Origin of the sequence: Chloroflexus sp. MS-G (assembly GCF_000735195.1) — a bacterium.
In the GTDB taxonomy this organism is placed as follows: Bacteria; Chloroflexota; Chloroflexia; order Chloroflexales; family Chloroflexaceae; genus Chloroflexus.
Genome location: NZ_JPIM01000106.1, coordinates 1 through 15,663 on the forward strand (window position 1 = coordinate 1; position 15,663 = coordinate 15,663).

The 15,663-nt window shown below is 55.8% G+C and carries 12 protein-coding genes; 2 read left to right on the top strand and 10 right to left on the bottom strand.

All coding sequences use genetic code 11. The annotated features are described in order from the left end of the window. The coding region (locus JE47_RS0116020; RefSeq protein ID WP_031460721.1) for a tetratricopeptide repeat protein at positions 1-266 on the top strand (266 nt) is incomplete at its 5' end. A gap of 418 nt (positions 267-684) precedes the next feature. Here the strand turns inward: JE47_RS0116020 and JE47_RS0116025 are convergent. The 9 genes from JE47_RS0116025 to JE47_RS0116065 form a co-directional block, all read right to left on the bottom strand. Then, complete coding sequence (locus JE47_RS0116025; RefSeq protein WP_031460722.1) at positions 685-1,629, bottom strand: sigma-70 family RNA polymerase sigma factor; 945 nt, start codon at positions 1,627-1,629, stop codon at positions 685-687. Between the two features lie 304 nt (positions 1,630-1,933). Continuing rightward, the gene (typA, locus tag JE47_RS0116030) at positions 1,934-3,775 is read right to left on the bottom strand and encodes a translational GTPase TypA (protein ID WP_031460723.1); all 1,842 of its coding nucleotides are present in this window, start codon (positions 3,773-3,775) and stop codon (positions 1,934-1,936) included. Between the two features lie 86 nt (positions 3,776-3,861). Further along, a complete protein-coding gene (locus JE47_RS0116035; RefSeq protein ID WP_031460724.1) occupies positions 3,862-5,202 on the bottom strand; it encodes an RNA-guided endonuclease InsQ/TnpB family protein in 1,341 nt (446 codons plus the stop codon). Positions 5,203-5,220: 18 nt separating this feature from the next. Continuing rightward, positions 5,221-5,850 (bottom strand): IS607 family transposase, encoded by a 630-nt coding sequence (locus tag JE47_RS0116040; protein WP_442856925.1) that lies wholly within the window; start codon positions 5,848-5,850, stop codon positions 5,221-5,223. Between the two features lie 121 nt (positions 5,851-5,971). Continuing rightward, positions 5,972-6,385 (bottom strand): ATP-binding protein, encoded by a 414-nt coding sequence (locus JE47_RS20650; RefSeq protein ID WP_035419693.1) that lies wholly within the window; start codon positions 6,383-6,385, stop codon positions 5,972-5,974. A 96-nt stretch (positions 6,386-6,481) separates the two neighbouring features. Further along, positions 6,482-6,817 (bottom strand): STAS domain-containing protein, encoded by a 336-nt coding sequence (locus tag JE47_RS0116050; protein WP_031460727.1) that lies wholly within the window; start codon positions 6,815-6,817, stop codon positions 6,482-6,484. A gap of 37 nt (positions 6,818-6,854) precedes the next feature. Further along, complete coding sequence (locus JE47_RS0116055; RefSeq protein ID WP_031460728.1) at positions 6,855-8,834, bottom strand: glycosyltransferase; 1,980 nt, start codon at positions 8,832-8,834, stop codon at positions 6,855-6,857. A gap of 10 nt (positions 8,835-8,844) precedes the next feature. Beyond that, a complete protein-coding gene (locus JE47_RS0116060; RefSeq protein WP_031460729.1) occupies positions 8,845-10,908 on the bottom strand; it encodes a cellulose biosynthesis cyclic di-GMP-binding regulatory protein BcsB in 2,064 nt (687 codons plus the stop codon). A 3-nt stretch (positions 10,909-10,911) separates the two neighbouring features. Continuing rightward, positions 10,912-13,737, bottom strand: coding sequence for a response regulator (locus tag JE47_RS0116065; RefSeq protein WP_031460730.1), 2,826 nt, complete (start codon positions 13,735-13,737; stop codon positions 10,912-10,914). 855 nt (positions 13,738-14,592) lie between these two features. Here JE47_RS0116065 and JE47_RS0116070 point away from each other — a divergent pair. Next, the gene (locus JE47_RS0116070) at positions 14,593-15,303 is read left to right on the top strand and encodes a plastocyanin/azurin family copper-binding protein (protein WP_031460731.1); all 711 of its coding nucleotides are present in this window, start codon (positions 14,593-14,595) and stop codon (positions 15,301-15,303) included. 52 nt (positions 15,304-15,355) lie between these two features. On the opposite strand, the gene JE47_RS22235 is transcribed toward JE47_RS0116070, so the two are convergent. Further along, the coding region (locus tag JE47_RS22235; RefSeq protein ID WP_236631259.1) for a hypothetical protein at positions 15,356-15,663 on the bottom strand (308 nt) is incomplete at its 5' end.

A 15,663-nucleotide genomic window follows, 5' to 3' on the forward strand; every position in this document is an offset into this window, starting at 1 on the left:
CAGCGTTGAGTCGCCTGCGCCTCGACGACGATCCCGCTGCATCGCAACAGTTGCTTGAGCAGGCGTTAGTGTTACGGCGAGCGATTAATGACCGGTACAGCGAAGGCGCTGATCTTGGCAATTATGGCATTGCTTTGCTGCAACGCGGGCGCGGCGCTGAAGCCTTGCCCTACCTGCAACGGGCGCGGGCAGTGTTTGCTGACCTCGGCATGGCGCACCTGGTTGCGCAGATGGATCAGTTGATTGCTCTGACGTTGGGTGGATAATTTCCTGACCCTTCATTCAGCGTTTCGTCCGGAGCAGGTGAAACAGTAGCTCCCTTAAGAGCGTATCGGAACATTCTCTTCCCGATGCTCACTCGCTTCACCTCCGCTTTCCGCTGCCCCTGTGGGAATCGCAGTCGGGCCTGTGGACAAACCAACTTCCCGTGCGACCAATCCCCGTCCGATCCCTCTGTGGGAGCGGGAAGCGGACGTAGCGGATAAACCAATACCCCCGTCCTCTCCCCGTGTGAGAGAGGACGGGGGCTGGGGAGAAGGTGAGGGGCGACCATCCTCCCCCTTCCTCTCCCGTGTGGGAGAGGAAGGGGGCTAGGGGGAAGGTGAGGGGCGACCATCCTCCCCCTTCCTCTCCCGTGTGAGAGCGGAAGGGGGCTAGGGAGAAGGTGAGGGCGCCACGGATTTACTACGAAGTCGAATTCACATACCCCTGCAACTGTGGGTGTAACGCCGGGTCACGTAGCTTCCGTAACGCTTCGTGTTCGAGCTGGCGCACACGCTCGCGGGTAAGGTGGAGCCGCTGACCAATCTGTTCTAGCGTGTGCATCTGTTCACCGTCTAGCCCATAGCGCAGGCGCAGAATGTTGCGTTCGCGTGGCGAAAGCTGCTGTAACGCCTGCTGTACATCGGCTTGGAGCATTGCCTCACTGACCTCATCGAACGGTGTGGGCTGTAGCGGATCGGTCAGAATCTCGGCTAGCGCGCCGCTACCGTCGTCGGTATGGGGTTCATCGAGCGATGTTGGTGTCAGACAGGCTTGCTCGGCCCGTTCCACCTGCTCAACAGTCAGACCAGACGCTTCCGCCAGCTCCTCAAGGGTTGGTTCACGGTCAAGTTTCTGCGCCAGTTCCTGGCGTAAACGTGACAGACGGCTGATCCGTTCGCCGAGATGGACCGGCAGACGCACTGTGCGACTGTGATCGGCGATGGCGCGGCCAATGCTCTGCCGAATCCAGTAGGTGGCATACGTTGAAAACTTTAAGCCACGACTGGCATCGAATTTATCGACGGCGCGCATAAGCCCGACACTTCCTTCTTGAATCAGATCGAGCAGGGTCAGCCCGTGGCCCTGGTAGCGCCGGGCGATACTGACAACCAACCGCAGGTTAGAGTTAATCAACTGAGCCCGTGCCTGTTCACCGGCATGGACTTGCGCCATCAGGCGCTGTTTCTCGGCAACCGGCAGCAACGGTTCGTTATTCAGTCGTTCAGTGGCACGGCGTCCCTGCGCGATGGTTTGGGCCAGTTGCTGCTCTTGCTCGAACGTGAGCAGTGGTTCGGCACCAATTTCATTCAGGTAAAGCACAATCGGATCGGATGCATTGCGGCCAATTGTGGTTGGGTTACTCATTGCGCCTCCTTGAGCACCGGTTATGTTTGCCGGTGTCTGCAATCTAAACCGCCGAGGATCATGATTTTTGACGTTTTAGTGACCTCTTCGGTTTCCAACGGCACGTAGGATGTTGCCGCTGAGATGACGGCACGAGGTGATGGTACTTGTGCGTGGGTGCCGTCGTTCATTAACCGGTAACAAAGGGTAACGAGCAGAAGGTGAATGTGGCCTGTGAGGTATCTATGCGCGCTACCCATCGAAACAAAGTATCGATGGGTAGCATAAAGAGAAGGTTAAAGAAAGATGAGAAAACGATGAGTATTTAGCGTTCGTTCAACGCAAGCTCGCGGCGCTTCTTCTCACGCCGCCGGTCATCGGCGCTCAGCAGGCGCTTGCGGATACGCCACCCTTTGGGAGTCACTTCAACCAGCTCGTCGTCGCCGATATATTCAATAGCGTCATCGAGTGATAGTTGTCGTGGTGGATCGATGCGGATCGTCTCGGCGCCACGATTATTACGCATGTTGGTCAGATGCTTTTCTTTACAGACATTCACTTCCAGATCGTTATCGCGGATATGTTGACCGACCACCATGCCTTCGTAAACTTCCTGACCGGGTGTGATGAAGAAAACGCCGCGATCTTGTAAAGCGTGAATAGCGTAAGTTGTCGCGACACCACTTTCAGCCGCAATCAGGCTGCCATTGGTACGCACCTCAATCTCACCGACGTAAGGTTCGTAGCCGAAGAAAATACTGTTCATAATACCGGTCCCGCGGGTAGCGGTGAGAAAGAGCTGACGAAAACCGAGCAAACCACGAGTTGGCACAAGATAGACGTAGTGAACAGAACCGTCTTCGGTAATGCGCATATCGCGCATCTGCCCCTGCCGCTTCCCCATCAGTTCAACGACTACGCCCTGATATTCACTGGCCACCTCGATCTCGACCAGCTCCATCGGTTCGAGGCGTGTGCCATCAGGTGCTTCACGGAAGATGACTTCTGGCTTCGAGACCTGAAACTCGTAGCCTTCGCGACGCATTGTTTCGATAAGGATGCCCAAGTGCAATTCACCACGTCCGGCAACGATGAAGACATCAGGGCTATCTGTCTCTTCAACACGCAGCGCGACATCACGTTCCATCTCTTGAAAGAGGCGTTCACGCAGTTTTCGCGACGTGACATACGTTCCCTCACGACCGGCGAAGGGGCTGGTGTTCACACCAAAGGTCATGCGCACCGTCGGTTCTTCGACTTTGATCGGTGGCAGCGCTTCGGGGGCGAGAGCATCAGCAATGGTATCACCAATGGCGGCATCAGCAACACCGGCAATCGCAATAATATCACCGGCTTGCGCCTGTTCCACTTCCTGACGTTCAAGTCCGTTGTAGACGAAAATCTGGCTCACTTTGACCGGTATAGTCGTGCCATCGCGGGTGATGCGCACCAGCGGCTGCCCTTTGCGAATAGTACCGCGCACCAGTCTGCCGGTAAGAATCTTGCCTTTGTACTCGTCGTAACTGCTGGTCGTTACCAAAAACTGCACCGGACCTTCAATATCAACAGTAGGCGGTGGAATGCGCTCAAGAATACACTCGAAAAGTGGTTCGAGCGAATCGTGCAACTTGAGCGGTGAGCGTCCGGCGTGACCGAGGAGCGCATTGGTATAGATGGTAGCAAATTCAGCTTGCTCATCGGTTGCCCCCAAATCAATGAAGAGATCGAAGGTCTCGTTGACAACGTGGTTGGGCCGGGCCTGGGGGCGGTCGATTTTGTTGACGACCACGATTGCCTGATGACCGGCCTGCAATGCCTTACGTAACACAAATTTCGTCTGCGGCATGGGGCCATCAACGGCATCGACCAACAAGAGCACGCCGTCAACCATGTTCATCACCCGTTCCACCTCGCCGCCGAAATCGGCATGGCCAGGGGTGTCAACGATGTTAATCTTCACCCCGCGGTAGGTCACTGCGGTATTTTTAGCCAGAATGGTAATGCCGCGTTCCCGCTCAAGAGCATTACTATCGAGGATGCGCTCTTCCACCTGTTGGTTGTGGCGGAAAATGCGGCTCTGTTTGAGCATCGCGTCAACCAACGTTGTTTTGCCGTGGTCAACGTGAGCAATTATTGCGATATTGCGCAGATCAGTTCGCTGTATCATACCCATTTCACTGTCGTTAGCCGTTAGATGCGTAAAAAACGCTCAGGTTCAACCTGAGCGCCAAGGCTACTGTCATTATACTGCTATCAAGAAAGTGCGCAAAGGTGCGCACAGTTCTCTTCCTGCCCCGACGTGTCTTGTTGACCACCGTCGTCTCTGACAAGCGTGACTTTCCCGGCTGCGGCGGGGACGGTCCCCGCCGCAGCGCCGCCATTACTGGTCGGACTCGCCACGGGTAGGGCAGTTTCGGTTGCCAGCCGTTTCAGGTTCCGCGCCGCATTGAGGTCACGGTCATGGTGCGCGCCACATTGCGCACACACCCATTCTCGATCGCTCAACGTTAGCGCCTCGTTCTTCCAGCCACAGATGGAGCACAGTCGGCTACTTGGATACCAGCGATCAGCAATAACCAACCGCGTTCCGTAGCGTTTCGCCTTGTATTCCAACTGCGAGCGCAACATCCCAAAACCCACGTCAGAGATGGCGCGGGCGAGTCTCTCGTTCGCGAGCATCCCCTTGACGTTTACATCCTCGATCACTAACGCTTGGTTTTCGCGGCAGAGTCGAGTCGTGAGCTTGTGGGTGAAATCCGCTCGGAGATTGGCAAGGCGGGCATGCAGCCTTGCCAATGTCGCAGCGGACTTTTGCCGGTTGTTCGAGACCGGTAGGCGCGTTCCTTTGGGCAGGCGGGCACGGCGTTCACATCCTGCTGCCTTCTTGGCGGCTTCCAGCTTGCGGCTGAGACGCCGACCGCGAATCTTGAGGCGACGCAGCGCTGCGTTGAGCGGCTTTGGCGCTTCGATGGCTTCGCCGTTCGAGATCGTTGCGGCAGCCTTGATGCCCAGGTCGACGCCGTTGACCTCGTGCGACGTGCGACGCCGATAGCATTGCGCATCGGGCACTTCGACCTGTATTGCCACAAACCAACGATCCGCCGTGCGCGAGACCGTTGCGCCCAAAATCTTGCCCGCGAAGCGCAGTTCCTCGGTCATGGCGACTTCGCCGATCTTGGGCAGACGGATCGTCTTGCCATCCAGGGTGAACCTGTCGTTGGCAACATAAAAGCTGTCGCGACAACGGCCCTTTTTCTTGAGCCGTGGTTTGTGCGCTTCTTTGCCCTCCTTGAGGTCGGCGAAGAACCGTTCCCATGCGTTGGCAAGATTCCTGAACGGCTGGGCGTGTGCGTCCCGGTGAATGTCTCGCAACCACGGCCGTCCCTTCTCATCGAGCCACTGTGGGTCGGTGTATTTGATGGCGTTGAACTGCTTTTTGAGCGCCATGGCGTTCGGCTTGCCGCCTGCTGCGTATTGTTTGTTCCATTCATTGAGCGCCCAGTTCCAGACGCGCCGCGCCGTGCCGCAGGCGCGCTTGAAGTAGTCGATTTGCTCAGGAGTCGGACAAAGGGCGATCTTGTGGGTTAGTTGCATCGTTTGGCCTTCTTGGCATTACTCATGACTCGCATCCTGTTTCAGCGCTTCGTCCAACTTTTTTCGATAGTTCCTCAAACCGTATCGCCGAGACGAACAACCGTGCACGATGGTCATCACGTCTTGCACCATTTCCGGTTCGGGAGACAGCCGTTCCTGGGTGAGCACCAGCACTGCGCAGCCATGGGTTTTGGCGTCATGTTCGAACCACTCAACGCCGAAGCGGGTGAGGCGGTCCCGGTGCGCGAGGATCAGCATCGTGACGTCCCGTCGCCCGATCTCGTCCATACGGGCCAGCAACCGCTTGCGCGTGACGTTCAGCCCGCCGCCCACTTCCTCGATACACTCGACCCCCGCCAATCCCTTCGCCACCACGACCTCTTCCAGCACGTTGCGCTGATTCGCCAGGTCCGGCTGCTGTGCTGCACGCGATACCCGACAGGAGGCGACCAGCGTGGTTGGCGCATGGTTCGCCTGCCGCAAACCGATGACCTCACGGATCTGCGTCTCAGGGGAGAGACGGCGGTTGCTGTCCGTTCGGGCCACCGGAATCAGCCTTCCTTCGCGTTCCCAACGCTGCAACGTCTTGACCGAGACACCAAGGAGTGTTGCGGCTTTCCCTGTGCGCATGGTGTTTTCCACGAGCACCATGCTACACTATCGCGTACTAGAAGTCAAGCTAGAGTCCGGCTCCAGGTTGCGCGATTACGCACGAGGGCAAAAAAGCTTCGCCTCTCCCGTCTATTCCGTTCATCACCCCGGCATCGGATCAGTCCGCACGATGCAACAGGACTAACCGCCAACAATTCAGATCACGAAAACGCCGGTACTGTAATGTATCAAGAACTGCATTGGCAATCGCCAGGCCCCGCCCTCTCTCTGCGTGGTCGGCGGGCAAGGTAAATCCGGTAGTCGGCATCGTCCAGGAACGCCCTTTATCTACTAGCCTCGCCTCAAGACTGGTCGGCGTGCAGCGGAGACGCAATTTGATCGGCGCATCACCGGGAACGACGGCGTGCTGTAAAATATTTGCAACCACTTCAGCCAGAGCGATGGTAAACCGAATCTGGATGTCGGGTGCAATATCGGTATTGGCCCAGAAAGCAACCAGGGCAGCGTGGAGTTGAGCAACTCCTTCTTCAGGCACAGGACTTAATTCATAGTTGTGCTCAATTCGATCCATACGTATCTCTTGCCCCGCTGCCTCACCTGCTGTTCAGATCGCGAGAGCTACGGGTAGGTTCAACCATCAGCTCACATCTCAGGTTCTCATGCTCTATCAACCGGCCTGCAACGCTTCGGCGACATTTGGGTACGGTCGCAAAACACGGTTAAGCGTTGTCAGTTCCAGCATTGCCATTGCCTGTGCCCCCACGCTCGCCAGACGTAGATCGCCGCCAGCCATGCGGGCCGCTTTCAGGCCACCAATCAGGGCGCCAAGCCCCGAACTATCGACAAAACTCACGTCACTCATGTCAATGACCAGCAACCGGAAGCCTTCTTGAACGGCCTTTGCCAGTCGTTGCTTGACCTCACTCGCCACTAACAGGTCAAGTCTACCTCGCAACTGCACCACTGCTGCCTGTTCACCCGCCGGATTGATTGTAATTTCCATCACTGCTCCTCGAATAATATCGTCTAGCATAGCGAATCTACTGCTCCTCTGGGGGTTGGTACAATGCGGCATCGATCACCACGCTGAGCATAATCAGATCGTACACTGCCCAGAAGACATTGACAAGTACCGGCATGCCATCGCTACGCCATCCTAATGCCAGTTGCGACAATCCTACGCCAATGGCCACTGTTAGCAACACCATCATCAAAAGCTGCCAGCGCACTAACCCCAGATAACGTCCTGCCTGGCGCGTTTTTGGGGTGACGATAAACCCCAGCTTCTTACCAAACCAGACGTTTGCCGCGGCAGTGACCACTGCTTTAATCCAAAGCGGAAAGAGCGCCAGGCTATATTGCTGACCACGCCAGGTCGGTCTCCCCCAACTGATAACGGCAAAGAGCAACTGATTGACGAGCAGATAAGGTGTCAGGCGCCAGAAGAATTCTGCTGAAAGAGCATTCACCGGCAACAAGCCAAACATGAGGAATAACACAGGCGCGATAAGGTAAATGACCGTCGGTACACCGGAAAAATAGCTCCACATCGTATCAAGATACGCGATACGTTGCCCGATACTCAACCCCGGCAACAGCAGTGGATTTTCACGTAAAAAGACCTGTATCGTTCCTTGCGCCCAGCGTAGACGCTGCTGCAACGCACTCCGTAAATCTTCTGGCGCCAGCCCATGGGCCAGAATCTCGTCGTGGTACACAGAACGCCAACCGGTCGCATGGAGACGCATTGAAGTTGACATATCTTCCGTCACCGAGATGGTCGAGATAGGTAGATAATCCATTGCCTCATTAACGAGCAGTGGAACAAGTTGGCGTACCGTCTCGATGGCGGCCAGTGGTGATCGATCACGCCTGGCGAGTTCAGCAAGGACAGCCTCATCGTGCAGCGAACGCATAATTTCAGCCGCTTCAGCCGCCTGGATTTCAGCCAGATCGGACATAATTTGCTGCAAGTCAGCAGCGACAACCATACGGGCAGCTTCCTCAACCCGACGCTGAAATCGCTCGGTTACCTCTTGAAATGTATCACCGCGATCCAGTTCTCGCCTGGCATCGCTGACGGCGCGACACAGCGCACGTAACGCCGGAGCGATCTGCTGCCGTTCTGTCCGCATCAACTTTCGTTGGGCGCGTCGTATCACGGTATCGGCTTCGCGCAATGCCCGCCGAATACGTCGCTCAACATCACGCACAAAAAAGTGAATGCCGGTACGGGCCAGCGCTTCACGGCGTAGCACGGCATTAGAGCCACAGAAAAACGCTGCGTTCCACCCATCTTTTCCTTGCTGAATTGGCCCGTAAAAAAGTGGCGCCTGGCTCCCAAACGGATCGCCGGGTGGCACATTAATGAAATACTGCGGTGTCTGCACGAATGCCACACGTGGATCGTTAAAATAGCCTAGCGTACGATCCAGAATCTGCGGAAGTGGAACCTGATCGGCATCAAGAATCAGGATGAAATCACCAGTCGTCTGTTCGAGGGCATTCATCAGGTTACCGGCTTTTGCGTGCCGATCAAAACCCTTCCACACCGCTGAGCGGGTGATATATCCACACCCCTCTTCACACGCCATTGCTCGCATGGCCGGATTGTCGCCATCATCAAGGAGGTACGTCTGGTGTGGATAACGAATCGCCACAGCCGCTCGCACGGTCTTGCGCACCAGTTCAACCGGTTCATTGTAACAGGTGATGTAGACATCAACCCGTAATCCTGCCGGCGCTGGCGGTGGTTCACCCCGTTCACGCAAGCGAAAGACGGTCACCCCAAATAAGAAGCTGCTAATGTAGCTGTACAATTCGGCAGCGAACAGGGCCAGGGCGAAGAGCCAGGCGTCCCAGTTCAGCGAAGCGGTACCCCGCCAGAGCAAATAGTACGCCCCCAGTACCAGATTTGTCACAACCAGAATCTTGATTAAGCCGCGCCGAAATGCAGCCCATTCTTCCTGCCCCCAATCAATGAGGCGTTGTCGCGTAGGAGCGGTGGATACGACACGCATGCCTCACCTCTTATCGCCGCCGCAACCAGCGAATGCGGATCACGAGGATCGTCGTCGCTACGAACGCAAGCAACAGGATCGTGCCGACAACCTGCCAGGCCGGGAATCGTTCGAGCAAGACAACTTCAACGCGCGGCGTTAATGTCTGGGGTGGTGCTGCCAGTGGTGACGACAACGAGAGTACGACGGGATCAGGATCGGCGGCGAGTTGGGCCTGATTGCCGCGTAACACCTGTAACAGTTCTCGTTCCCGTAAGGCCTGCACACCGAGCCGTAAACCATCGCTATCTGTGGCATCGATCACCAGTACGTTCATACCGGCTTGCCAGGGAGACGGTACGATGCTCAGTGTTGCCGCCCTGGTGCGCCCCGGACGATACACAAACGGCATCTCGTTCGGATCGTTGATCATCGCCATCAGTGGATGACGCTCACGATGACCCAGTACTGCCAATGGCCCACGCCGATCATCTCCGACCTCGTTCGCCGTCAGCAACAACGGCGGGCGCATATCACCGATTGCGGCCCAACGACCAACGGCTGCGGCCAACTCTAGCCCGGCATGCACATCACCCAATGTCGGCTGATCGGGCAGTATCAGGCGAGCTTCCCTATCGGCGAGCAGTGTTGCCGGAAAGCGACCAAGATCATTGGCGGCTGCCGGATCGTTAGGTAAACGCCAGGCCGACGTCGGCTCAACTACAGCCCAGGCAGCCGAAGTATCCACTTCTTCACAACCAATATTCGGCAGATCGAGATAGAGCCGTATCTGGAGATCAAGCCGACGGATCGGCGTACCTTCGAGATCGCTATTAAGCAGATCGGCGGGCAATGCAAACCGATACGATTCGGGTGAATTGGTCTCAATACGCAGACGCTGTGAACCGAGTGTAATCCCGTTGACAATCGCCGTTACCCAAGAGGTTTGCGCTGTCAGACCAGCCGCCGCTGTAATGTGCAGATCGAGCGTTCCCCCTACTCGCAAATCCCAATGCGCCGGTCGCTCGAAAGCAATGTCAATTTGATGTTCGCCTGCACCTGTCACTTTTCGCCGCTCAACACCCAGTTGGGCAAAGCTAGCCGCGCCATCGCGCCATGCCGCTGCCCCTACCTGTGGTGGCGGTTGCGCAACGGCTACCACCGACATCGCCGGCAGTGGTCTGGTCAGCGCCAGCGCCGCCTGTTGCAGAGCAGTTGGGGTTGCTCCGGCTACCAGTAATCGCGGTGGCGAAGCAGGCGCCAGCGCCAACAAACCGTGTTCGGCCGGTACTTCCTGTCCGTCCACTTCATACGCTCTTCCATTCCACCGTACCGATCCCCAATCGCCAGCCGGTAACGAAGCCAGGGCAACGACGATTGCCGGTGACCGGTCGGGAACCGTATCGGCTACCGTCAGAACAGGGTCTTGCCTGGCTAACGCTGCCCAACGACCAATCGCAAACGCAACCTGACCGGCAGCAACACGAGTCGCCGCTTCATTCAACGGCGACAAGACAATCGTAGGCGGAGATCGCACTGTTGGCGCACTAAGAGGTAACGGCGCAAAGAGTGCAGCGAGATCGGCGAGTGTACCGGATTCAACCTGCTGTAGATCGATCTGCAACGTTGAATCGCCGTGGACGACTGTCCACAGAGCCGGATTTTGTACCTCCTCACACGCATCGTCAGTCAGACGCATATGCAGCCGGATCTGAATAAACAAGCCTGGTCCATCGAAACCGGCAATCGGCAACGCAACCGACAGCTCGCCACCATCAGCATTATCTGGTGTTAGTCGCACACTGCTTAGCGCACGTCCGTTCAAAACGACGCTCAATGTCGAACGATCGGCACGCAACAGTGGGGAATGGGTAAAACGCAACGTCAGCCGGCCATCGCTCAGTGGACGCAGACCGGTTGGGATCGGAAAATAGTAGTCGAGCACTGCATCAATACCGAATGCAGTGCGGTCACCGTAGCCCAAATCTGCGAAGCGAAGTACTGTGCCCTGCGCTGCCGTTGGCCTTGGGAAAACGAGCAACTGAGCGAGAAGGAAGAGCACCAGACTGAGGCGTATCATATTCTTGGCTACCATACATCACTCTTCTGGAAGTTTCCGATCACGCACCAATGCTACGACCGTCAAATCGTCGGTCTGCGGGCCAAGGAGAGCAGGTACGGCCAGTAAACGATCGACAATTGCCGTTGCCGACATCCCATCATCGAGCAGATCGTTGATTTGAAGCGGATCTCGTGCCAGAGCAGGCCATGGATCGAGCAGTCCATCACTAAACAATATCAACGCATCACCAGGATTCAGCTTCGTCTCACCCTGTCGGTACGGTTCGTGGGCAAAGATACCCAACGGCGCACCACGTGGTTCAAGCCGGTCGAAGCGTCCACCATACCGACGAATAAAACCCAGGCCGTGACCGGCATCAACGAAGGCAAGCGAATGGGTGAGCAGATTCAACTGCAAATGACATAAAGTGACAAAGCTACTTGTCCGATCAAGATCGGCATAAAGCGCGTTTACCGCATAGCGCATGTTCACTTCCGGTGGTGTATCGCGAGCGACCGAACGAATTACTGCGCGAGTAGTGGTCATCAATAATGCTGCCGACATTCCCTTGCCCATCACATCACCGAACGTCAGATTGAACAGATGGGGTGACGGAAAATGCCAGTCGTAAAAGTCGCCGCCTACCTCACGCGCCGGGATACACCGCGCCGCAATGCTGTACCCAGGCAAGCGCGGTATCTGTTGGGGCAGCATTTCAGCTTGAATTTGAGCCGCATGCTTAATTTCAGCTTCCAGTTCACGGCGCTTTTGATCGAGTCGCCGTTGCAACGCCATATTCTCACGTCGCAGCCGCAGGTTCGTCAGGGTACGATCAAGAACGAGCAACAATTCGTGGCGATCAATCGGTTTCCGCAAATAATCGTCGGCGCCGTGCCGGATGGCGTTGACAGCAATCTGCTCGGAACCGAATGCAGTGGTCATAATCACTGCCGGCTCCGGCCCATGCCGACGAATCTGATCAAGCACCTCCAGTCCGCTTATCTCCGGCATGAGAATATCGACCAGCGCGACATCAATATCACCTTCGGCAATACGCTGAAGCGCTCCAGGACCACTCTGCGCGACTTCCACCCGATAGCCAGCCTCAGACAACCAGACCTGTAACAGGCGGCAGATGTCGGGATCGTCATCTACGACCAACACGACCGGCGCCTGACTGAAACGGGGCGCTGGCAACGGCAGAGTATGACGGAGCGGAGCCTGACCGATGGTTCTATCGGCAACAACCACCTGATTACGTCCATTCTGTTTCGCCTGATACAGAGCGGCATCAGCCTTTTCAATCAAAGCACCGGCATCCAGGCCCGTACTCCATTCTGCGACACCGGCAGAGAAGGTCACGCGCAATGGATCACCCTCGCGTTGATGCTCGATGTGGGCAAATCGTTCGCGCAAGCTATTGATCACCATTGCAGCATTACTGGCACGAGTATCAGGCATGACAATCAAGAACTCTTCACCGCCGTAGCGCCCAACGATATCGGTTGCCCGCAACCGCTGGCGTAACAGACGAGCAAGACTCTTTAACACCCGATCACCCACCTGATGACCGTACTGATCATTCACCTGCTTGAAATGGTCAATGTCGATCAATATTACTGACAGGGGTTGCGAAAGACGCTGTGCCCGTGCTATCTCGCGCATCAACAGCTCGTGCGTCACGCTATGGTTGAAGAGACCGGTCAAACTATCACGCACCATCAGGCTACGCATCGTGCGCGCCCGTTGAATCCGCGAACTTACGGCGGCGACCAGATGATCCAGATTAATAGGTTTAGTCAAAAAATCATCACCACCCCGTGCCAGAGCTGCCAACTGCGCCGCTCGATCGGTCTCACCGGAAAGAAAAACAATCGGTATGCTATGATACTCCGATTGTTGACGAATCACTGCAGCCAGTTCCTGCCCATTACAATCAGGCATATACATATCGAGCAAAATCAGATCAGGTTGCAGTTCAGCCAGCAAATTCGATACCTGCATCGGATCGGTTGTTGGCACAACGTGCATCCCGGCAGTACGCAACGCAAGAGCGTAAACTTCGGCCATCAGGGGTGAATCGTCAACGATGAGCACCGTATACGGCTCACTATGCAATCGTTGGGTCATCTGATCGATGTGATCGATCAGCAGACCAATATCGATGGGACGAGTAAAATAGCCACGTCCACCAGCTCGTACCGCTGCCAGGCGTAAGCTAAAATCGGTGGAACTGGCCGTAAAGATAATTGGCAATCCTTCTCCATACCGATCACGCAAGAGAGCGGCGGTCGTGATCCCACTTTGCGCACCTTCTTGCAGATCAACATCGAGAATAACGAGCTGGGGTTGTTGACGTTCCACGGCGGCCACAACATCGGCGCCACACAAAAAACTCTCGGTCGCATAGCCAAAATATGCGATCTGGCGAGTCAATTCAGCGGTCTCTTCAGCATTACGACCGGCAACGTAGATCAGAATTGCATCATGGACTGCCGGCTCAGCGGTGATAGACACCGACGATTGCAGCGTTCGTTCCCGCAGGCTCGTGAGCAGTCGATCCATCAACGGCACCAGATCAGGCCGTTCACCCATCGGATCGGCAGCGTTCACCCAGGCTTGTAGAGCAACATCAAGCGCACGTGCCGCCTCACTCACCTCCTTCAAGCCAAATGTTGCTCCTGAACCGGCCAGATTGTGCACAATCCGCTGTAACTGCGTCAGATCGCCTGCTGTCAGGATACCAGACTGCCACTGCGACCAGAGAGATTCAATCTGCGCCACCTTATTCGCAAGCTGATCAAGATACTGTTGTTGCAACGCGGCAAAACGAGCGTGCAGGTCGTTGACGTTTGTGCTCATATTTTAGTTACTCCCTCGGCTATAACTTACCTTAGCGATAGCCGAGACCCAGTGACATCATAACATTTCTGTTATCATACCCCATTGAACGTTATTGCACATGGGATGTGATACGACGGTAGCGAAACGCTTAATTACAAAATCCTAACAGAAGTGAAGAGCTGTGCAGTGCCCATTTGGTAATCCCGCTTGTGGTTGGAGGGAGTTTCGGCGATCTCAGAGTTTAGTCAAGTTTGCCGATGAACATCGTTCATACCCGCACGACCATCTCCAACTTACCCTTTTTTCTATGGAGCACGGGCTTTCAAACCTCCGTTGTGCGGTACACGGTTAGAAACCATTACCATCGCCCCAGGTTCACTGTAGCGAGGTTAGAATCCCCCACTAACCTTGCGTGACGGGTATGATGAGGAAAAGAGGGATGGGGAGAAGCGAGTTCTCGCTCTACCGCCATCTTCCCCTTCCTCGCCTCTGGTGCGAGCGGAAGGCTAACGCTTTTACGTTCATTTCGCTTGCCGCTTCCCTATATTCTCCGCTGCCGTGCAGAATGAATACTTTGAAAAACCGGTTCCCAACGAGAGGGCAGTGTTCTCACCGTTTGAAGGACGGGCGCGGCGGCGCTGCGCCCCGACCGTGCCACGAGACGGTTCGTGAACCGCCTCACCTGAATCTTCATTCCTGCAACAAGATATTTCGGAAGGCTCTAGGAAGCCAGCCGTTCTACATCAGACACCGTTTATCTTTTTATACATCTTCTTTTCCTACCAGCAAATCCGTTATACATCAATGATTTATTTTGTGCTACACTAGGAATGTGCCGAATATCACACACTGACGAGACAGAGGAGGTTACAGATGAGCTGGCGAGGTTCTGGGAGAAGCAGTTTCCGTTCGCGTAGTAGCAGCAATGGGGGTTCTACCTTTTCGGGCGGAAGTGCTGGCGGCCCACCGCTCATTGTGATGATGGGTCTGGCATTTGGCGCAGGTTTGATTATGCTGATCGTGATGATTGCCTCCAATGCAAGCGCAGGTGGCTTTGTCGCTGCTGGCCCACGTCCTACGGCTATCCCACGTCCCACAGCTACCCCTCGCCCGACGCCTGCTCCGGCGGCTGCCCAACCGACGCGGCCTCCAGCAGCTCAAGCAGCAAATGCTCCTGGTGGCTCGAATGTAGTTGATGAGACACCAAACCGCACAATTGAAGTGCGTGCTGATCCAAATGCGTTAGCCTTCGTAGAGAAATCACTCTCTGTACCGGCAAATACTGTTGTGCGGCTTGATTTTATCAACGAGAATAATCTGGGCGTCCAACACAACTGGGTGCTGGTGAATGGCGGCGACGATGTGGCGGAGGCCGTGAATACTGCTGCACAGAATAATGCTGATGGCCTCTTTGTGCCGCCGCCTGATACACCGAACGCACTGGCCTGGACGGCGATGCTCAATGTCGGTCAGACGGGAAGTGTGACCTTCCGCACGCCACCTCCCGGAACGTATCTGTACATCTGTACATTCGTCGGGCACTATAGCGCCGGGATGAAGGGAACGTTGACGGTGACTCAATAAGTTTAGACCCGTTTCCAAATATTCTTTGCCCGAAGATCAATTGCATTCCACCTTACCCTTCTACTCCCGTTTGGGAGTGGAAGGGGTTCAGGGTAACCACAAGATTACCAGGTACGCTCACACTGCGCAGCATCTTTGGACAATAGCTTGCCAAGACAAGGTTCCGTTCGTTCACCTTCTGACTCATTTGCGGGCCGGAGGCCCGCATTCCCAGACGAACAAGGTTCCGTTCGTTCACCTTCTGACTCATTTGCGGGCCGGAGGCCCGCACGCCCAGGTAGCAGCGCGTCAGCGCGTGGTCGGGGCCACTTCCTCCTCCCCGCTTGCGGGGGGGTGATGGGCGAGCCGGAGGCCCACATT

What these genes read in the sequence shown, in the direction of transcription:
- typA (WP_031460723.1), bottom strand. Translation starts at nt 3,775, where the DNA reads ATGATACAGCGAACTGATCTGCGCAATATCGCAATAATTGCTCACGTT.
- JE47_RS0116065 (WP_031460730.1), bottom strand. Translation starts at nt 13,737, where the DNA reads ATGAGCACAAACGTCAACGACCTGCACGCTCGTTTTGCCGCGTTGCAA.
- JE47_RS0116060 (WP_031460729.1), bottom strand. Translation starts at nt 10,908, where the DNA reads ATGGTAGCCAAGAATATGATACGCCTCAGTCTGGTGCTCTTCCTTCTC.
- JE47_RS0116070 (WP_031460731.1), top strand. Translation starts at nt 14,593, where the DNA reads ATGAGCTGGCGAGGTTCTGGGAGAAGCAGTTTCCGTTCGCGTAGTAGC.
- JE47_RS0116035 (WP_031460724.1), bottom strand. Translation starts at nt 5,202, where the DNA reads ATGCAACTAACCCACAAGATCGCCCTTTGTCCGACTCCTGAGCAAATC.
- JE47_RS0116025 (WP_031460722.1), bottom strand. Translation starts at nt 1,629, where the DNA reads ATGAGTAACCCAACCACAATTGGCCGCAATGCATCCGATCCGATTGTG.
- JE47_RS0116050 (WP_031460727.1), bottom strand. Translation starts at nt 6,817, where the DNA reads ATGGAAATTACAATCAATCCGGCGGGTGAACAGGCAGCAGTGGTGCAG.
- JE47_RS20650 (WP_035419693.1), bottom strand. Translation starts at nt 6,385, where the DNA reads ATGGATCGAATTGAGCACAACTATGAATTAAGTCCTGTGCCTGAAGAA.
- JE47_RS0116055 (WP_031460728.1), bottom strand. Translation starts at nt 8,834, where the DNA reads ATGCGTGTCGTATCCACCGCTCCTACGCGACAACGCCTCATTGATTGG.